Origin of the sequence: Actinomadura sp. 6K520 (genome assembly GCF_004349245.1) — a bacterium.
Lineage (GTDB): Bacteria > Actinomycetota > Actinomycetes > Streptosporangiales > Streptosporangiaceae > Spirillospora.
Genome location: NZ_SMLC01000075.1, coordinates 1 through 18,386 on the forward strand (window position 1 = coordinate 1; position 18,386 = coordinate 18,386).

15 protein-coding genes are annotated in these 18,386 nt (G+C 74.5%); 11 read left to right on the forward strand and 4 right to left on the reverse strand.

The annotated features are described in order from the left end of the window. From E1289_RS20325 to E1289_RS20345, 5 genes are all read left to right on the forward strand, one after another. The coding region (locus E1289_RS20325) for an SWIM zinc finger family protein (RefSeq protein WP_165970553.1) at positions 1-1,021 on the forward strand (1,021 nt) is incomplete at its 5' end. Beyond that, on the forward strand, positions 1,018-2,664 hold the full coding sequence (locus tag E1289_RS20330) for a DUF5691 domain-containing protein (RefSeq protein ID WP_131982456.1): 1,647 nt from the start codon (positions 1,018-1,020) through the stop codon (positions 2,662-2,664). The genes E1289_RS20325 and E1289_RS20330, both read left to right, overlap by 4 nt. Further along, the gene (locus E1289_RS20335) at positions 2,661-3,746 is read left to right on the forward strand and encodes an AAA family ATPase (RefSeq protein ID WP_131982458.1); all 1,086 of its coding nucleotides are present in this window, start codon (positions 2,661-2,663) and stop codon (positions 3,744-3,746) included. The genes E1289_RS20330 and E1289_RS20335 overlap by 4 nt, the downstream gene beginning before the upstream one ends. Further along, positions 3,743-6,112: a DUF5682 family protein gene (locus E1289_RS20340; RefSeq protein ID WP_243712982.1), complete on the forward strand. Its 2,370-nt coding sequence runs from the start codon at positions 3,743-3,745 to the stop codon at positions 6,110-6,112. The genes E1289_RS20335 and E1289_RS20340 overlap by 4 nt, the downstream gene beginning before the upstream one ends. Beyond that, complete coding sequence (locus E1289_RS20345) at positions 6,109-7,299, forward strand: VWA domain-containing protein (protein ID WP_243712984.1); 1,191 nt, start codon at positions 6,109-6,111, stop codon at positions 7,297-7,299. The genes E1289_RS20340 and E1289_RS20345 overlap by 4 nt, the downstream gene beginning before the upstream one ends. Before the next feature lie 18 nt (positions 7,300-7,317). Here the strand turns inward: E1289_RS20345 and E1289_RS20350 are convergent, their stop codons facing one another. Beyond that, positions 7,318-8,850 (reverse strand): serine/threonine-protein kinase, encoded by a 1,533-nt coding sequence (locus E1289_RS20350; RefSeq protein WP_165970554.1) that lies wholly within the window; start codon positions 8,848-8,850, stop codon positions 7,318-7,320. Positions 8,851-8,986: 136 nt separating this feature from the next. Here E1289_RS20350 and E1289_RS20355 point away from each other — a divergent pair, with 136 nt between their 5' ends. The 3 genes from E1289_RS20355 to E1289_RS20365 are packed head-to-tail and all read left to right on the forward strand — an operon-like array spanning position 8,987 to position 11,502. Then, on the forward strand, positions 8,987-10,039 hold the full coding sequence (locus E1289_RS20355; RefSeq protein ID WP_131982464.1) for a DUF6777 domain-containing protein: 1,053 nt from the start codon (positions 8,987-8,989) through the stop codon (positions 10,037-10,039). Between the two features lie 24 nt (positions 10,040-10,063). Continuing rightward, positions 10,064-10,453 (forward strand): metalloregulator ArsR/SmtB family transcription factor, encoded by a 390-nt coding sequence (locus E1289_RS20360; RefSeq protein WP_131982466.1) that lies wholly within the window; start codon positions 10,064-10,066, stop codon positions 10,451-10,453. After that, entirely contained in the window at positions 10,450-11,502 is a 1,053-nt protein-coding gene (locus E1289_RS20365; RefSeq protein WP_131982468.1) for a cation diffusion facilitator family transporter, read from the forward strand. Before E1289_RS20360 ends, E1289_RS20365 begins: the two co-directional genes overlap by 4 nt. 112 nt (positions 11,503-11,614) lie before the next feature. On the opposite strand, the gene E1289_RS39670 is transcribed toward E1289_RS20365, so the two are convergent. The 3 genes from E1289_RS39670 to E1289_RS20380 form a co-directional block, all read right to left on the reverse strand. Further along, positions 11,615-12,718, reverse strand: a complete 1,104-nt coding sequence (locus E1289_RS39670) for a cellulose binding domain-containing protein (RefSeq protein ID WP_165970555.1) — start codon at positions 12,716-12,718, stop codon at positions 11,615-11,617. 147 nt (positions 12,719-12,865) lie between these two features. Beyond that, positions 12,866-13,753: an amidohydrolase family protein gene (locus E1289_RS20375; protein WP_131982472.1), complete on the reverse strand. Its 888-nt coding sequence runs from the start codon at positions 13,751-13,753 to the stop codon at positions 12,866-12,868. A gap of 20 nt (positions 13,754-13,773) precedes the next feature. Continuing rightward, positions 13,774-14,775 carry an alpha/beta hydrolase family protein gene (locus E1289_RS20380; protein WP_131982497.1) on the reverse strand — a complete coding sequence of 334 codons (1,002 nt, stop codon included), beginning with the start codon at positions 14,773-14,775 and terminating at the stop codon, positions 13,774-13,776. A 119-nt stretch (positions 14,776-14,894) separates the two neighbouring features. Here E1289_RS20380 and E1289_RS20385 point away from each other — a divergent pair, with 119 nt between their 5' ends. The 3 genes from E1289_RS20385 to E1289_RS20395 all read left to right on the forward strand — a co-directional run bounded on the left by E1289_RS20385 (position 14,895) and on the right by E1289_RS20395 (position 18,323). Beyond that, the gene (locus tag E1289_RS20385; RefSeq protein WP_243712986.1) at positions 14,895-15,932 is read left to right on the forward strand and encodes a diacylglycerol kinase family protein; all 1,038 of its coding nucleotides are present in this window, start codon (positions 14,895-14,897) and stop codon (positions 15,930-15,932) included. 122 nt (positions 15,933-16,054) lie between these two features. Then, complete coding sequence (locus E1289_RS20390) at positions 16,055-17,509, forward strand: NAD(P)/FAD-dependent oxidoreductase (protein ID WP_131982474.1); 1,455 nt, start codon at positions 16,055-16,057, stop codon at positions 17,507-17,509. 46 nt (positions 17,510-17,555) lie between these two features. Beyond that, entirely contained in the window at positions 17,556-18,323 is a 768-nt protein-coding gene (locus tag E1289_RS20395) for an SDR family oxidoreductase (RefSeq protein WP_131982476.1), read from the forward strand. Positions 18,324-18,386: the final 63 nt, after the last annotated feature.

Sequence of the window (18,386 nt, forward strand, 5' to 3'; positions counted from 1 at the left end):
CTTCGGATCCTTCGCCTTGGCCGCCGAGTGGCTGGAGGGGCGGCGGGGGCGCGCCGAGCGAGCGGCCGAGCGGCGGGCCGCGTCGGCGGCCAAGGCGAAGGATCCGAAGACGGCCGAGCGGCGGGAGCGGCGCGTCGCGGACGGGCTCGCCGAACTCGACCGGTGGCTCCGCGACCAGGTCGCGCACGGGCTCGCGCAGGCGGAGAAGGCGCCCTACCGGCTGTGGGACGACGCGGCGCGGCGGCTCGTCGACGCGCAGGCGGGCGCCCTCGCCGGGCCGGTCAGGGGACTCGCCGCGATCCCGCGGACGCCCGGCTGGCCCGACCGCCTGCTGGAGGAGTACGCGCTGCTGCGGCTCCTCGTCCGGGCCCACGAGCGGCGGGACGAGCTGCCCGAGGGGCTGCAGGAGACCGTCCGCTCACGTGTCGGGTTCACCGTCCCGCAGGACGAGGTCGTCACCGGCGGGGAGCGCGTCCGGGACCACTGGTGCGTGACCGGGTCCCGGGACACCGCGCAGGACCTGCTGACCACGCGGCGGGTGTGGCTGCGCGGACGGCGGACCGGCCGCCCGGCGCTCGTGCTGTCGTTCTCCGCACCGGGAACGTCGCTTGACGCGTCGCTCATCGTGGGTACGGAGGTCGACGCCGAGCTGGCGTTCTACCCGGGTTCGCAGCCGCTGCGGGCACTGGTCGCCGAGCGGTTCGGGGCCGCGGTCCCGGGCACGCCGGGCGGGACGTCCGTCAAGGGGTTCCTGGACGAGCACGCCGCGGCGCTCGCGCGGGATCCGTGGCTGGACCGCTGGCCGGCGACGCTGGAGAACGTGCGGCTGGCCCGCGCCGAGGGAGGCGATCTGTACGCGGCCGACGACGCCGGGGACGCGCTGCCGCTCCGGATGGCGGACCCGTGGCGGCTGCTCGCGCTGTCGGGCGGCGGGCCGGTCACGCTCACCGGCGAGTGGAACACGCGCGGCCTGCGTCCGCTGGCCGCCTGGCACGAGACCGAGGGAACGGTGATCCTGTGACCGGCCCGCACGGGAACGGCCCGCACGGCAACGGGTGGAGCGCGCACGTCACCGCGGCGCTGCTGGGCACCGAGCGGCGCGACCCGCCCGTGCTGCCCGAGGCCCCCGCCGGAGGGGAGGGCACCGGCGACAAGGCCGGGCGGCTGCTCGACCAGGCGGCGCTGCTGACCGTCCGCCGCCGCGCCGGGCGTGTCCCTTCCGGCGGGGCACCGGTTCCGGTGGCGCTGGCCCCGGTGGAGGACGCCCCGGTCGTCCCCGCGCCCGCGGCGGCCCGGCTGCGGCGGATCCTGCGCGGGGAGCACGCCCGGGTGCTGCCCGAGTGGCTGGACGCCGCGTCGGCACGCGGTCTGCGGGTGCCCGCCCAGCTGCTGCCCGACCTGCTCGAACGCGGGCGCGGCGACCGGGCACTGCGGCCGTCGATCGCGCGGGCGGCCGGGCGGCGGGGCGTCTGGCTGGCGCTGCAGAACACCGACTGGGCGTACCTGGTCGGCTCCGGCGACGATCCCGGCGGCGGCCCCGAGGTGTGGGAGACCGGGACCCGCAACCGGCGGGTCGCCTACCTGACCGGGCTGCGCGGAACCGATCCGGAGCGGGCCAGGGACCTGCTCCGCGAGACATGGGCCAAGGAGCCCGCGCCCGACCGCGCCGCCTTCCTCGCGACCTTCGCGCACGGCCTGTCCCTGGACGACGAGGAGTTCCTTGAGGCGGCCCTGGAGGACCGCGGGAAGGACGTGCGGCAGATCGCGTCCGACCTGCTGGCCCGGCTGCCCGGTTCCGCCTACGGCGAGCGGATGGCGGCCCGTGCCCGCGCCTGCCTGGCACCGGAGATCCGCACGGTGCGGGGGCGGGAGCAGACGTGGATCAAGGTCGATCCGCCGCCCGCCCACGACGAGGAGATGGCGCGCGACGGCATCCCGTTCCATCCGGCCGGGTCGTTCGTGCCCAGGGGCGGCAGGCCGGTGGGGGCGCGGTCGGCGTGGCTTCGCGAGGTCCTCTCCCGCACTCCCCTGGCCACCTGGACGGAGCTGTTCGGGCTGCCGCCGATCGAGATCGTGTGCCTGCCCATAAGCGCGGCTGCCGGGGGGTCTGGGGGGTCGTCCCCCCAGAATGAAAACGCGGTTGCCGGGGGGTCTGGGGGGTCGTCCCCTCAGAGTGAATCGGAGGCGGACGGGCACGACGTGCACGTCGGGTGGGCCCGCGCCGCCCTGACGCAGCAGGACGCCGGGTGGGCGCGAGCGCTGTTCAAGGGCGGTGTCATGGTGGACGAGCCCGAGGCGCTCGCAAACCTGCTGCCCGTCCTCCCCGAGGCGGAGCGCGACGCCGCGGCGGCCGACCTGATCCGCTGGGTGCGGGGCGAGATCGACCTGCTGCGCGTCCTCGAACGGGTGCCGGGGCCGTGGACGGGCGCGCTCGCCGCGGCGGTGGTCGCGATCCTCACCGCGGCCGCCGAACGCGGGACGCGCCGCGAGGAGCACCTGATCAACCAGCTCTGCCGCCTCGCCCAGGAGCGGCTCGACCCCGCGGCGGCGCCCCGCCTCGACGCGCTCGCGGCCGAAGCGGGCGCCGCGGTCCCGCGCACCGTCACCGACCTGATCGACACCCTGCGCTTTCGCGATGAGATGCTGAAGGAGTTGAGTTCGTGACCGATATCCCGGTTCTGCGGCCGCATGCGGAGCAGGAGTACGCCGGTGAGCTGGCGCGGCTGGCCGAGCACGACGACCGGCCCCGCCCGCCCGGCTGGCGGCTGTCGCCGTGGGCCGTCACCACGTACCTGCTCGGCGGCGAGCTGCCCGACGGCACGACGATCACCCCGAAGTACGTGGGGCCGCGCCGGCTGATGGAGGTCGCGGTCGCGACGCTGGCCACCGACCGCGCGCTGCTGCTACTCGGCGTGCCGGGGACGGCGAAGACGTGGGTGTCGGAGCATCTCGCCGCCGCCGTCAGCGGCGACTCCACCCTCCTCGTGCAGGGGACGGCGGGCACGGCGGAGGAGGCGATCCGCTACGGCTGGAACTACGCGCGGCTGCTCGCCGAGGGCCCGTCGGAGAAGGCGCTCGTGGAGAGCCCGCTGATGCGCGCGATGCGGCTCGGCGCGGTCGCCCGCATCGAGGAGCTGACCCGGATGCCGTCCGACGTGCAGGACACGCTGATCACCGTCCTGTCGGAGAAGACGCTGCCCGTCCCGGAGCTGAACACCGAGGTGCAGGCGCGCAAGGGCTTCACGGTCATCGCCACCGCGAACGACCGCGACCGGGGGGTGAACGAGCTGTCCAGCGCGCTGCGCCGCCGGTTCAACACCGTCGTGCTCCCGCTTCCCGAGTCCGCCGACGAGGAGGTCGGCATCGTGGCCCGCCGCGTCGACCAGATCGGCGCGGGGCTGGAGCTGCCCGAGTCCCCGGCGGGCCTGGAGGAGATCCGCCGCGTCGTCACCGTGTTCCGCGAGCTGCGCTCGGGCGTGACGGGCGACGGGCGGACCAAGCTCAAGTCGCCCAGCGGGACGCTCAGCACCGCCGAGGCCATCTCGGTGATCACCAGCGGGCTGGCACTGGCCGCGCACTTCGGCGACGGGGTGCTGCGCGCCGCGGACGTGGCGGGCGGGATCGTCGGCGCCGTCGTCCAGGACCCGGTTTCCGACGGGGTGGTGTGGCAGGAGTACCTGGAGGCGGTCGTCCGCGACCGGCCGGAGTGGCGCGACTTCTACCGGGCGTGCCGGGAGGTCTCTTGAGCCACGTCGAGGTCTACGGGATCCGCCACCACGGGCCCGGCTCGGCGCGGGCGCTGCGCGGCGCCCTGGAGGAGTTCAAGCCGGACGCGGTGCTGATCGAGGGCCCGCCGGAGGCCGACCCGATCGTGGAGCTGGCCGGCGAGCCGGGGATGGTGCCGCCGGTCGCGCTGCTGGCCTACTCCCCCGCCCCCGGCGGCGACCCCGCCGGCGATCGCGGCGGCGATCGCGGCGGCGGGCGCAAGGCCGCGTTCTGGCCGTTCGCCGAGTTCAGCCCCGAATGGCAGGCGATCCGGTACGCCCTCGGGGCGGGGGTTCCCGTCCGCTTCTGCGACCTTCCGGCCGCGCACCAGCTCGTCCCGTCCGGTGACGCGGCGGAAGCGGACCCCGAGACGGAGGGCCCGGAGACGGAGGGCCCGGAGACGGAGGGCCCGGAGACGGAGGGCGCCGGCGAGGGCGAGGCTCCGCCGGAACCGGCGGAGGGCATCCGGCTGGATCCGCTGGGCTGGCTGGCGAAGGCCGCCGGGTACGACGACGCCGAGCGGTGGTGGGACGACGTCGTCGAGCATCGCGGCGGCGGGCCGTCGCCGTTCCCGGCGATCGCCGAGGCCATGGCCGAGCTGCGCGAGCAGCTCGCCGAGCTCCCGGAGGGGGCCGCGTCCGCCGGTCTTCCGCCCGGCCACCTGCTGCGGGAGGAGCAGCGCGAGGCGCACATGCGGCGGACGCTGCGCCGCACCCTGAAGGAGGGCCACGAGCGGGTCGCCGTGGTGTGCGGCGCGTGGCACGTCCCGGCCCTCCGGGCGAAGGTCCCGGCGGCCCACGACGACCGGGCGCTGCGCGGGCTGCCGAAGGCCAAGGTCGCGATGACGTGGGTGCCGTGGACGCACGGGCGGCTCGCCGGGCGTTCCGGGTACGGCGCGGGAGTCCGGTCCCCCGGCTGGTACCACCACCTGTTCACCGCCCCCGACCGCCCCGTCGAGCGGTGGCTCACCGCCGCCGCCCGCGTCCTGCGCGCCGAGGACCTGCACGTCTCCTCGGCGCACGTGATCGAGGCCGTCCGGCTCGCCGAGGCCCTCGCCGCGCTGCGGGGGCGCCCGCTCGCCGGGCTGGACGAGGTGACCGAGGCGACCAGGGCGGTGCTGTGCGAGGGCGCCGATCTGCCGGTCGAGCTGATCCAGCGGCGCATGGTGGTCGGTGAGCGGCTCGGCGCCGTCCCGGAGCGGACGCCGATGGTCCCGCTCCAGCGCGACCTGCAGGCGCAGCAGCGGCGGCTGCGGCTCAAGCCGTCCGCGCTCGACAAGGAGCAGGACCTCGACCTGCGCAAGCCCACCGACCTGGAGCGCAGCCGCCTGCTGCACCGGCTCCGCCTCCTGCACGTCGACTGGGGCGTCCCGGCCGAGGCGGGCCGGTCCAAGGGCACGTTCCGCGAGACGTGGACGCTGGCGTGGCGGCCGGAGTTCGACGTCGAGCTGATCGAGGCGAGCGCGTGGGGCACCACCGTCCGCGGCGCGGCCACGGCCCGCGCGGAGGCGCTGGCCGCCGGCGCCACGCTCGCCGACCTCACCTCGGTGGCGGAGCGCTGCCTGCTCGCCGACCTCGGCGACGCGCTGCCCACCGTCATGCGCGCCCTCGCCGACCGGGCCGCGGTCGACACCGACGTGGCGCACCTGATGTCCGCGATGCCCGCCCTCGTGCGGGCGCTGCGCTACGGCGACGTGCGCGGCACGTCCACCGGCCCGCTCCGCACGGTCGTCGACGGCCTCGTCGTGCGGATCTGCGTCGGACTCCCGCCGGCCGTCACCGGCCTGGACGACGACGCCGCCCGCGAGTTCCTCGGCCATGTCGACGCCGTGCACGGCGCGCTGGCGCTCCTGGCCGAGGAAGAGCACATCGAGCGGTGGCGCCGCACGCTGGAGGGCCTCGCGACCCGCCCGGAGGCCCTGCACGGCCTGATCGAGGGGCGCGTCACCCGGCTCCTCCTGGACGCGGGCCGCCTGCCCGACGTGGCCGACCGGATGGCGCGGGCCGTGTCCACCGGCACCGCCCCCGCCCGCGCCGCCGCCTGGGTGGAGGGCTTCCTGTCCGGCGGCGGGCTGATCCTCGTGCACGACGTCGCGCTCCTGCGCCTCGTCGACGACTGGATAGCAGGGCTGCCGGGCGACTCGTTCACCGACGTGCTCCCCCTGCTGCGCCGCACCTTCGGCGGCTACGCCGATGCCGAGCGCCGCGCCATCGGCGAGCGGCTGCATCGCCTGGACCAGGTCTCCGCCTCCTCGTCCGGCCCGGACGAGGAGGACGTGGACGCCGCCCGCGCGGCCGCCGCGACCGCGACGACCCTGCACATCCTCGGCTGGGAGGGATCTTCGTGAACGATGCGGCGACGCCGGCGGACGACCGGCTGCGGCGGTGGCGCCTCGTGCTCGGCGGCGGGCAGGCCGACGGGACCGGGGTGTCGCTCAGCGGCGACGACGCCCGGATGGACGGGGCGCTGGAGAAGCTCTACGGGGCCGGCGGCGAGGAGGGGCGGTCGCGGCGGCGCGGCGCCGGGCTCGGCGACTCGGCGCCCTCGGTGGCGCGGTGGCTCGGCGACATCCGCGCGTACTTCCCGTCGAGCGTCGTCCAGGTCATGCAGAAGGACGCGATCGAGCGGCTCGACCTCACCCGGCTGCTGATGGAGCCGGAGATGCTCGACGCCGTCGAGCCCGACGTCCATCTCGTGGGGACGCTGCTGTCGCTGAACCGGGTGATGCCCGACCGGGCGAGGGAGTCCGCGCGGGCCGTGGTGCGGAAGGTCGTCGCCGAGCTGGAACGGCGGCTCGCCCAGAAGACGCGCTCGGCGCTCGGCGGGGCGCTGGACAGGTCGGCGCGGGTGCTGCGGCCGCGGCGGCTCGCCGACGTCGACTGGGAGCGCACGATCCGCGCGAACCTGCGGCACTACCTGCCCGAGCACGGGACGCTCGTCCCGGAGCGGCTCATCGGGTACGGGCGGCGGCAGCAGGCCGTGCAGCGGGACGTGATCCTCGCGATCGACCAGAGCGGGTCGATGGCGGCTTCGGTGGTGTACGCGAGCGTGTTCGGCGCGGTGCTGGCGTCCATGCGGTCGCTGCGGACGTCGCTGGTGGTGTTCGACACGAACGTGGTCGACCTGACCGCCCAGCTGCACGACCCGGTGGAGGTGCTGTTCGGCACGCAGCTCGGCGGCGGAACCGACATCAACCGGGCGGTCGCCTACTGCCAGGGCCTGGTGGCGCGGCCGGACGACACGATCCTCGTGCTCATCAGCGACCTGTACGAGGGCGGGATCCGGGACGAGCTGCTGCGGCGGGTGGCGGCGCTGACGTCGGCGGGCGTGCAGGTCGTGGTGCTGCTCGCCCTCTCGGACGAGGGCGCCCCGGCCTACGACCGCGAGAACGCGGCGGCGCTGGCGGCGCTGGGCGTCCCGGCGTTCGCGTGCACGCCGGACGCGTTCCCCGGCCTGATGGCCGCCGCGATCGAACGCCGCGACCTGAAGGAGTGGTCGGAGCGGAACGACCCGGGCGCCGCCTCGGCGGGGTGACCGGCGGCGGGGGGACCGTCAGCGGGGCGGTCTCGTCAGGCCGCGGGCGAGGAGGACCACGACGACGGCGGTCACCACGGCGTGCCCGGCGAGCGCGGACGCCTGGATCTCGACGAGCGCGCCCCACGCGCCCCACATCGCGACCCGGGCGACGCGGGCGCCCATCACCGTCCACGCGGCGGGACGGCTGCCGCGCCAGGCGAGGATCACCGCGACCAGCGTGACCACCGCCAGCACGGCGAACGACGACGCGACCACGGGCAGCAGCCCGCCGCGGGCGCCCTCGCTCAGCGCCGGCCTGGCGATGAGGATGGCGAGGGCGGCCACGTCCAGCGCGGCCAGGAACGCCGCGAGGACGAGACCCGCCACCAGCGCCGGGCCGCGCCGGAGTGCAGGGCCACGTCGCGGCGCGGGCGGCGGCCGGTGGGAAGCGGTCGCCGGTCCCGGCTCGCCGCCGCCCTGCGGCCACGGCGCCCGCCGTGTCTCCGGCGCGGCGGGATCGTGCGGGAACGGGGGCGCGCCGTCCGGCGGGGGCTGCCGGATCGTCGCGAATTGCGCGTCCTGGGGGAAGCGGGCGGTCGGCCCTTCGGCGGGCTCCGCCCCTTGGAACCCCGTGCCGGGCATGCCGCCGGGCGTGGGGGCCGGGAAGACGGATGCCTGGACCGTGGGGCCGGGGTGCTGGGCCGCCGGGCCCGGGAGTCGCTCGGTCGCGGTCTGCGGGCGGGTGCTCCCGTCGCGCTCGCCGAGGAGCCACAGCAGGACGTCCTCGGAGGCCGGGCGGGCCTTCGGGTCCTTGGCGAGGCAGGCCGCGGCGACCTCGGCGAGCTTGCCCGGCAGCACGCTCAGGTCGGGCGTCTCGTGCATGATCCGGTACATGACGGCGGGCAGCGGGCCGCCGGCGAAGGGGTCGCGGCCGGTGGCGGCGAACAGCAGGGTGCCCGCCCAGGCGAACAGGTCGGTGGCGGGCGCGACGCGACCGGAGAACTGCTCGGGCGCCATGTAGGCGGGCGTTCCGACGACCTGGCTGGTCAGCGTGGACCCGGCGTCGAACGCGCGGGCGATGCCGAAGTCGATCACGCGGGGGCCGTCCGGCCCCATCAGGACGTTCTGCGGCTTGAAGTCGCGGTGCACGACGTTGGCGCGGTGGATCGCCGACAGCGCCGTCACCGAGCTGATGGCGAGGCGGTCGAGGTCGGCGCCCGAGCGCGGGCCCTCCTCCTGGACGAGCGCGCGCAGCGACCGCCCGGGGATGTACTCGCTGACGATGTAGGGGCGGTCACCGGCCATGTCGGCCTCGAGCATCTGCGCGGTGCAGAACCCCGCGACGCGCTGCAGCAGGGCCAGTTCGCGGACGAAGCGCTCCCGGGCTCCGGCGTCCCCCAGCAGCTGCGTGTGCAGGAGTTTCACGGCGACGCGGGACGGCCCGCCGGCGGGCTCCACCGGGCGGCCGAGGTACACCACGCCCTGGCCCCCGGTGCCGATCCGGCCGAGCAGCTCCCAGCCGCCGAGGCGTGCCGGGTCGGCCGCGGTGAGGGGAATCGGGCTCGCCATTCGTACCCCCGTCCGGGTCCCCCGATACCGGCCGGGTGGCCGGTGGAAAAAATTCCGCATTCCACCGGGCACAAATCCGCTCCACCCGGCATCAAAGAGTATAGATACGGGGAGCCCGGAGCGGGAGAGACAAAGCATGGTCGAGATCCATTCAGCAATTGCCCGGCGCACGCGGCCGGCGGCGGCGGTCGCGGCCCTGGCGCTGGCGGCGGGCGCGCTGACCGCGTGCGGGGACGCGGGGGCGGCCGTGACCCGGCTGACGGTGGGGACGCCGGGCCCCGACCCGTACACGCTGGTGTCGGGCACCGACAAGACCGACGTCAAGGAACGGCCGAAGGCGGGCGGGACCGCGACCGGCGACACCCCCGGGCTGTACGGGGGGACGCGCCAGGAGGCGACGTGCGACCCGCAGAAGCTGATCGCGTTCCTGCAGGCCAATCCCGACAAGGCGCGGGCCTGGGCGAGCGTCCAGGGCATCCCGGTGGGCGACATCCCGCGGTACGTGTCGCGGCTGACGCCGGTGGTCCTGCGGACCGACACGCTGGTGACCAACCACGGCTACCGGAACGGGAAGGCGACGAGCGGCCCCGCCGTCCTGCAGGCGGGAATGGGTGTTCTGGTCAATGGCTACGGGGTGCCGGCCGTGAAGTGCAATTGCGGCAATCCGCTGACCCGGCCGGACAAAAAGATCTTCCCGGACGGCGCGTCCTACACCGGCCGCTCCTGGCCGGGATTCGAAGAGCGGAAAGTGACCGAGATCGAGCCGCGGGATTCGAAGAAGGGGACGATCGCCACGTTCGTCCTGGTCGATCCCGAGGGCACGATGGGGTTCGAGCGGCCCCGCGCCACCGAGGGCGAGGCCGACGGGCCGCCGGCGGCGCTCCCGGCGACCGAGACCGAGATCACCGACGGTGATTCGCCGTCGCCGTACGAGTCGGGCCTGGAGTCCCCGGGGACGGAATCACCGGGGACCGAGACGCCCGGCACCGAGCCCACGGGCACCGAGTCGCCCGGCACGCCCTCACCGGGCACCGGGGACGGCGGCGGGGACTCCCCCGCCTCGCCAGGCGTGACCTCGCGGGACCCGGGTATGGGCGGCGAGGGCCCCACGGGCTCGGGCACCGGCGAGGAGCCGCGGCCGCCGATCTCGCTGCCGCCGGCCGAGGAGCCGGTCCCGCCGGTCGGCTGACCACCGTGCGGTATATTTGCTCATATGAGCAGTGCTTCAGATGTCGCCCCCGCCGACGCGTGCGCCGTCCGCGTGGTCGATCCTGAGAAGGTCGCCCTCGTCACCGCCGCCCTGCCGGACGCGGAGACGGTCGCCGAGCTGGCGCAGGTGTTCGGGCTGCTGTCCGACCCGGGGCGGCTGAGGGTGATCACCGCACTGCTGGAGGGCGGGGAGATGTGCGTGTGCGACATCGCCGCGGCCTGCGGGCACTCGGAGTCCTCGGTCTCGCACGCGCTGCGCCTGCTGCGCGCCAACCGCGTCGTCCGGGTCCGCAGGGCCGGCCGGATGGCCTACTACCGGCTGGCCGACTCGCACGTCCGCATGCTGCTCGACCTCGCCCTCACCCACGTCGGCCACGGAGAGGAAAGCACATGATCGGGGGCCGGGAGAGCGGTCCGGCGCCGCGCCCGCAGGGGCACGCGCACGGACGCGATCGCGGGCACGGGCACGGGCACGGGCACGGGCACGGCGTGTCGGCGGGGGCCGACCGGCGGCTGCTCGGCGGCGCGCTGGCGCTGATCCTCACCTTCATGGTGGGCGAGGTGGCGGTCGGCTTCATCGCCGGGTCGCTGGCGCTGATCACCGACGCCGCGCACATGACGACCGACGCGTTCGCGATCGCGCTGGCGCTGGTGGCGATGCGGATCGCGGCCCGCCCGCCGAAGGGCGGTTTCACCTACGGCCTGCGCCGCGCCGAGATCCTGTCGGCCCAGCTCAACGGCCTGACACTGATCCTGCTCACCGGCTACTTCTGCTACGAGGGCGTGCGGCGGCTGATCGAGCCGCACGCCGTCGAGGGCCAGTTCGTGTTCTGGACGGCGCTGGTCGGCATCGCGGTCAACGTCGCGGCGACCTGGCTGATCGGCAGGGCCGACCGGAGCAGCCTCAACGTCGAGGGCGCGTTCCAGCACATCCTCAACGACCTGTTCGCGTTCATCGCCACGGCCGTCGCGGGCCTGGTCGTGTGGACGACCGGCTTCGACCGCGCCGACGCGCTCGCGTCCCTGCTGGTGGCCGCGCTGATGCTGAAGGCCGGGTACGGGCTGCTGCGGGACGCGGGCCGGGTCCTCATGGAGGCCGCGCCGGCGGGCATCGACCCGTCCGAACTCGGCACCAGGCTGGCCGCGCGCCCCTGCGTGGAGGAGGTGCACGACCTGCACGTGTGGGAGGTCAGCTCGGGCTATCCGGCGCTGTCGGCGCACGTCCTCGTCGACACCGGCGGCGACTGCCACGCCGTCCGCCGCGACCTCCAGGAACTGCTGCGGGACGCGTACGGGATCACCCACACGACCCTGGAGGTCGACCACGTGCCCGAGCCCTCCGGCGACGGGCACGGCCACTGCGACGATCCGCACGGCCCCCGCCACGTGGGCGACACCGGCGCCCCGCACGAGCACGCGGGCCCCGCCCCCTGCGACCACTAGCCACACTGCGCGGTGTGGCCAGGCCGCGGCGAGCCGTCGTCATGAGGGCCACGGGGGCGACGGCTCGCCGCGGGTCCGGCGGGGGTCGGATGGTCGATCGCCTGGGCGGCGGTCAGCCGGCCGTGCAGGCGACGGCCGGTGTGCCCGGCGCCGGGCCGCTCCCCTGGAATCCGAAGCTCGTCGATCCGCCTTCGGGGACGGCGCCGTTGTAGTTCGCGTTCACGGCACGGACGTCCGCGCCGCTCTGGGTGACGGTGGCGTTCCAGCCGTTCAGGATCCGCTGACCGCCGGTGAACGTCCAGTCGGCGGTCCATCCGGACAGCGGCTCGTCCCCGGTGTTGGTGACGGTCACGGTCGCGGTGAACCCGCTGTTCCAGGAGTTGTCGGTGCGCAGCGTCGCCGAGCACTGCCGCCCCTCCCCCGGTGGGTCCGTGGGCGGGTTGGTGGTGCCGCCCACGTCGACGGAGAACGCGTTCGTCCGCAGGCCCTGCCCGCCCTGCCAGATCTCGAACCCGGCCTCGACGTCGATCAGGTACCAGTCCTCCTCGACGGCGTCGCGCGCCACGGCGTCCCTGGTGAAGGCCCGCAGGTCCAGGTCGTCGACGGACGCCGTGCCGGCGGTGCGGACGTAGGCGATGTAGCGCCAGTCCATCTGGGTGGTCCACACGTCCCAGGTGGCGCCGGAGATCTGCACGCCGGTCGCGACCCGCGTCCCGGCGGGCTGGACGGGACCGCTGTAGTCCAGCCAGATCATCATCTCCGCGCCGTCCGGCGCCCCGGTCGTGGCGGGGGTGGTGTTGTACCAGAGGTCGTACGCGGCGTTGTACGAGCCCGAGCCGGGCAGGGTCGTGCTCCAGTCCGTGGTGACGGACGGCATGTCGCCGTCCACCTGGACGGGCAGGCCGCTGCCGGTGGTGCACTGACCCCAGTGGCAGCCCTTGAACAGCGACGGGTACGCGGCGGGGGCGCCGCTGGTGGAGTTGTCGTGGCCGGCCGAGTCGACCGTGAAGGACGTGCCGTCCACCGTGATGCACTGCGGCGTGTCCGCGCCCCAGATGTTGTTCTGGGCGATGTACTCGCCGCCGCCGACGGAGACCGTGTCGGTGGCTCCGCAGAGCTGGGTCGCGGCGCCGGCGGGCGCGACGAGCGCGAACAGCGCCAGGGGGATCGCCGGTAGGGCGGCGAGAACCGCGCAGCCTCTCAGACGCGCTTTCATGCGGGACCTCATTCGGTGAGCAGTGGGAGCGCTCCCAAAATCTCGGCGACCGGCGGAACTGTCAAGGACGGGAACGGCGCTGCCCGGCGCCGGCACCGATGACCAGCCGTCCGGCGTGAAAACTCGTGAAACCGGCGGTCCGCGCGGTCAGGCCAGGCCGAAGAACGCCGCGGGTCCGTGCCAGCAGACGGAGCGGAGCCAGTCGTCGCCGAGGTCGAGGGCGGCCAGCGCCTGCAGCTGGTGCGCGTACTCGTAGGGGATGTTCGGGAAGTCGGTGCCGAGCAGGATGCGCCCCGCCAGGCCGAGATCGCGCAGGCGGGGCAGCAGCGCGGGCGGGAAGGCGCCCAGCTCGCCGAAGCTGGTGAAGGTCATCGTCGTGTCCAGGTGGACCCGGTCGTGGCGGTCGGCCAGGGCGAAGAAGCCGTCGAACTCCGGGGCGCCCAGGTGCGCGACGATCGTGCTGAGGCGCGGGTGCCGGGCGAGGACCTCGCCGAACGGCCCCGGGCCCGTGTAGCCGTTGGCGACCGGCCCCGATCCCGCGTGCACGAGGGCCGGGACTCCGGCGTCGGCGAGCGTCCCCCACACCGGGTCGAGTTCCTTGGCCCGCGGGTCGAACCCGCCGACCTGGAGGTGGACCTTGAAGACCCGGGCTCCGGCGTCCAGCGCGCGGACGACGTAGTCCTCGACGCCGGGCTCGGGGAAGAACGTCGCGGTGGGCACGCATTCGGGGACGCGGGCGGCGAACCCGGCGGCCCACTCGTTCAGCGACTCGGCCATGCCCGGGCGGTGCGGGTACAGCAGCGAGGTGAACGCGCGGACGCCGAGCCCGCGCAGGAACGCCAGGCGCTCCTCCTCCGAGTCCCGGTACCGGATGGGCCACTCGGTGCCGATCAGCGGGCCGGCCTCGTCGAAGTACTCCCATACCGCGTTCATCAGCCGCTGCGGCATGAAGTGCACGTGGACGTCGATGATGCCGGGCAGGCCGAGCGCCCGCCAGAACGCCGGCACCCCGGAATCAGAATGAGGTTCGGTCACGTCCCGACCCTAACCGGAGATCAGCCGATCTCCGCCAGCAGCGCGGGGAGGACGGCCCGCAGCTCGCGGCGCCAGTAGGGCCAGGTGTGCGTGCCGCGGTAGAAGTGCGTCGACACCGGGAGCCCGAGCTTGCGCAGCTTGCCCGCGAACTCCAGCGACACGGTGTGCACGAGCGTCTCCAGCACGTCCGGGCCGGTGCCGGGGCGCGGGTCGTACGGGCCGGGCGTGCCGTCGCCGGCGCTGACGTGGACGCGGACCCCGGCGAGCCGGTCGGCCAGGTCGTACGGGTTGTGCTGCCGCCACACGACGCGCTGCTCCACCGGGTCGCCCCACACGTCCCTCCAGTCGAGGGAGGGCGCGCCGACCGCGACGCCCAGCTCCACGAGATCGGCGACGTCCAGCCCGCACGGGTCGTGGTGCAGCGTGTGGACGGGCCCGCTGAACGAGGCCGCCGCCCGGAACAGGCCGCGGTGCCTGGCCGCATACGCCAGCGCGCCGAGCCCGCCCATCGCGTTGCCGGCGACGGCGCGGTCCGGCCCGGCGTGGTAGCCGCGTTCGAGAATCTGCCGGAGCTCCGCCAGATGGAACGTCTCCCACTTCGGTGCGCCGCCACCGCCGCGGTTCCACCAGTCGGTGTAGCTGCCGCACGGCCCGCCGTCCGGCATGACGACGAGCACGTCGGCGTCCTCGGTCAGCTCCTCGATGTCGGTGTGGTCGCTCCAGGCGGTGTGGCCCGCCCGGCGCGGACCCGCGCCGTGCAGCAGCCACAGCACCGGCCACCTGCGCGCCGCGTCCCGCGACCAGGCGGGGGGCAGCAGGAGGCGGGCGTGGCCGGTGCCCGCGAGGACGGGGGAACGGATCGCGAGATCGAGCACCCGGCGGCGGGGCCGGCGCTCGCCGACCACGGCCGCGCCGTCATCGGCGAGGGCGGACGAGCGGGCGGCGCCGCCGGCCGCGATGGACGCCGTCAGCCCGGCGACTCCGAGGACGAACCCAACTCCCGCCAAGCCGCGCAGCCCCATGTTCACGCCCCGGATCATTCAGATGTACGTCACCTGTAATGGTCCCCACCTGCGGCCATGTTTCAACGGCGGGTCATGGGTTTATAAAATACCGGGCCGGGGGTTCCGGTCCACGTTCAATGTCGGCAGACGCGGACGAGGGGGCACCGGTCGAGATGCGGAGCGCCGAGATGCGGAGCAAGGCCGAGCTGGAATCGGCGATCGCGGCCGGCGGGCGCGCCGCCCTGGTGATCAACTCGCGGTCGCGGCGCGGCCGCCGGCTCTACGGCCGGGCGCGCCGGATGCTGCGCGAGTCGGGGATCGAGTTCCCGCACGTCTTCCCGGTGACCGACCCGACCCGGCTGCGCGAGCTGTTCACCGACGTCCTCGCCCTGGAGCCCGACCTCGTCGTCGTCGGCGGCGGGGACGGCACGATCACCGAGGCCGTGGGGCACCTGGCGCACCGCGACATCGCGCTCGGCGTGCTGCCGCTCGGCACGACCAACAACTTCGCCCGCAGCCTCGAACTGCCGATGGACCTGCCCGGCGCGGTCCGCACGCTCGCCCTCGGCGAGCCGGGCGGGGGGAAGGTCGCCGACGTGGACGTCGGCTGGTTCGAGAGCACCGGCGACCCGCGGGGCGACGGACCGGGCGAGGAGCGCGAGCACATCTTCGCGAACATGGTGAGCCTCGGCCTGTCGGTGCACGTCGCCGACCGGGTCCCGCACGCGCTCAAGCGGGTCATGGGGCGCTCCGCCTACGGCCTGACGGCGGCGGCCCTGCTGGCCCGGCACCGGGCCTTCACCGCCCGCATCACGATCGGCGGCGAGACCGAGGAGCTGGCGACGCACCAGCTCAACATCGCCAACGGCGCGCACCAGAGCGGGCAGCGCATCGCCCGCGACGCCAGCCCCGACGACCGGCTGCTCGCCGTCTACTGGCTGGGCGACGAGCGGCGGCTGCGGCTGGCCTCGGCGACGGCGCGGCACGTCCTCACCGGCCAGCGGCGGAGCCTGCGCGAGGACGCCTTCCGCACCACCGCCGAGGTGCAGATCGAGACCGACCCGCCGCTGCGGGTGGACGTGGACGGCGAGATCCGCGGCCGCACCCCCGTGTCGATCCGGCTGCGCGGCAACGCGCTGCGCGTCATCGTCCCGCAGACCTTCGACGACACCTGAACCCGCGGGCGCGGTCCGGCGGTCCCGGGCACGGAGGTGGCCGGGGCCGGGTGACGTCTGTTCAGTGACCTCATGGTCACCTACGCTCATGGAGACCGCAACAGAATGAGGTTCGGACGACCATGGCGCACAGTGCGGTGATCATCGGAAGCGGGTTCGGCGGGATCGGCATGGCGATCCGGCTGCGGAAGGCCGGGATCCAGGACGTCGTGATCCTGGAGAAGGCGGACGGTCTCGGCGGCACCTGGCGGGACAACACCTATCCGGGCGCCGCCTGCGACGTGCCCTCCCACCTGTACTCGTACTCCTTCGAGCGGAAGACGGACTGGACCCGGCGGTTCCCGCCGCAGGCGGAGATCCTCGAGTACCTGCGGCACTGCGCCCGCAAGTACGGCGTGCTCGACCGGATCAGGTTCGGCACCGAGGTGACCGAGGCGCGGTTCGACGAGGACCGGGCCCTCTGGCGGATCTCCACGACCTCCGGCGAACTGGAGTCGCGGCTGCTGGTCTCCGGGTGCGGGCAGCTCAACCGGCCGGTCCTGCCGGACATCGCGGGACGCGACTCGTTCACCGGGACGAGCTTCCACTCCGCCCGCTGGGACCACGGCGCCGACCTGCGCGGCAAGCGGATCGCGGTGATCGGGACGGGCGCGAGCGCGATCCAGATCGTCCCGGAGATCGCCAAGGAGGCCGCGGAGCTGCGGCTGTTCCAGCGCTCCGCGCCGTACGTGATCGACAAGCCCGACCGGCCGTACCGGGCGTGGCAGAAGGCCGCCCTCGACAACGTGCCGGGGCTGTACGAGCTGAACCGCGCCCGGATCTACGCGCTGCTCGAGGCGCGGGCGATCGGGTTCTTCAAGTACCCGAAGCTGCTGGCGATGGTGGAGAACCGGTTCCGGAAAACGCTGCAGGAGGGTGTGGCGGACCCCGCCCTGCGCAGGGCGCTCATCCCCGACTACCCGCTGGGCTGCAAACGGATCCTCATCTCCAACGACTACTACCCGGCACTGGCCCGGCCGCACGTCGAGCTGGTCACCGACCCGATCGAGGCCATCACCCCGTCCGGTGTCCGGACCGCGGAGCGCGCGTACGACGTGGACGTCATCGTCTACGCGACCGGGTTCCAGACCAGCGACTTCCTCGCCCCGATGAAGATCGTCGGGCGGGACGGCCGGGAGCTGAACGAGGCGTGGCGGGACGGCGCGGAGGCGCACCTCGGCATCACGGTCAGCGGCTTCCCCAACCTGTTCCTGCTGTACGGGCCGTACACCAACCTCGGGCACAACTCGATCATCTACATGCTGGAGTCGCAGTTCCGGTACGTCGTCGAGTGCGCGGAGGTGCTGCGGCGGCACGGGCTCGACTGGATCGACGTCCGGCCGGACGTGCAGGACGCGTTCACCCGGGAGATGCGGGAGCGGATGCGCTCGACGGTGTGGGAGACGGGCTGCGAGAGCTGGTACATGACCGCCGACGGCAAGGTCGTCAACAACTGGCCGGGCTTCACCTTCGCCTACCGCCGCGCCACCCGGCGTCCCGACCCGCGGCACTTCCGGGCACGCGCCGCCGCCCGATAGCACCGGGCGCGCCCCGGGCCCCCGGCGGTCGGCATAGGCTCGGCCCATGCCGACCGCCTTCATCACCGGTGCCACCGCGGGGATCGGTGCCGCCTTCGCCCGCCGGCTCGCCGCCGACGGATTCGACCTCGTCCTGCTGGCCCGCGACACCGCGCGGCTGGAGCGGACCGCCGCCGAGCTGCACGAGACCTACGCCGTCCGCACCGAGACGCTGACCGCCGACCTGTCCACCGAGGAGGGCCTGACCGCGGCCGAGGAGCGCGCCCGCGAGGACATCGGCCTCCTGGTCAACAACGCCGGATTCGCCAACCGGGGCAAGTTCCTCGACGTCCCGGTGGCGGACGAGCTGACGATGCTCAGGGTGCACTGCGAGGCCGTCCTGCGGCTCACCCACGCGGTCCTGCCGGGGATGCTGGAACGCGGGCGGGGCGGCGTCATCAACGTCTCGTCGGTGTCGGCGTTCGCGACCCGCGGCACCTACGGGGCGTCGAAGGCGTGGGCGGTGAGCTTCAGCGAGGGCGTCGCCGCCGACATCCGGGCGCGCTCGCGGGGCGGGGTGCGCGTGATGGCGCTGTGCCCCGGCTTCGTGCACACCGAGTTCCACGAACGCGCCCAGATGGACATGTCGGACGTCCCCGACTTCATGTGGCTGGACAAGGACGACGTCGTCGACGCCGCGCTGCGCGACCTGCGGCGCGGTGTCCAGGTGAGCGTCCCCAGCCCGCAGTACAAGGCGATCGTGGGCGCCACCCGGCTCCTCCCCCGCGGCCTGCTCGCGCGGATGTCCTCCGGCACGGGACGCAAATACAAGTGATCTTTCGGTCAGGGCCGCCGGTCTTGTCCCCGGCGGCCTAACAGGGCAAGCTGACTTTCAGGT

Excerpts from the sequence above, each read along its gene's own strand:
- E1289_RS20390 (WP_131982474.1), top strand. The coding sequence starts at position 16,055 with ATGGCGCACAGTGCGGTGATCATCGGAAGCGGGTTCGGCGGGATCGGC.
- E1289_RS20380 (WP_131982497.1), bottom strand. The coding sequence starts at position 14,775 with ATGGGGCTGCGCGGCTTGGCGGGAGTTGGGTTCGTCCTCGGAGTCGCC.
- E1289_RS20350 (WP_165970554.1), bottom strand. The coding sequence starts at position 8,850 with ATGGCGAGCCCGATTCCCCTCACCGCGGCCGACCCGGCACGCCTCGGC.
- E1289_RS20360 (WP_131982466.1), top strand. The coding sequence starts at position 10,064 with ATGAGCAGTGCTTCAGATGTCGCCCCCGCCGACGCGTGCGCCGTCCGC.
- E1289_RS20395 (WP_131982476.1), top strand. The coding sequence starts at position 17,556 with ATGCCGACCGCCTTCATCACCGGTGCCACCGCGGGGATCGGTGCCGCC.
- E1289_RS20365 (WP_131982468.1), top strand. The coding sequence starts at position 10,450 with ATGATCGGGGGCCGGGAGAGCGGTCCGGCGCCGCGCCCGCAGGGGCAC.
- E1289_RS39670 (WP_165970555.1), bottom strand. The coding sequence starts at position 12,718 with ATGAAAGCGCGTCTGAGAGGCTGCGCGGTTCTCGCCGCCCTACCGGCG.
- E1289_RS20355 (WP_131982464.1), top strand. The coding sequence starts at position 8,987 with ATGGTCGAGATCCATTCAGCAATTGCCCGGCGCACGCGGCCGGCGGCG.
- E1289_RS20385 (WP_243712986.1), top strand. The coding sequence starts at position 14,895 with ATGTCGGCAGACGCGGACGAGGGGGCACCGGTCGAGATGCGGAGCGCC.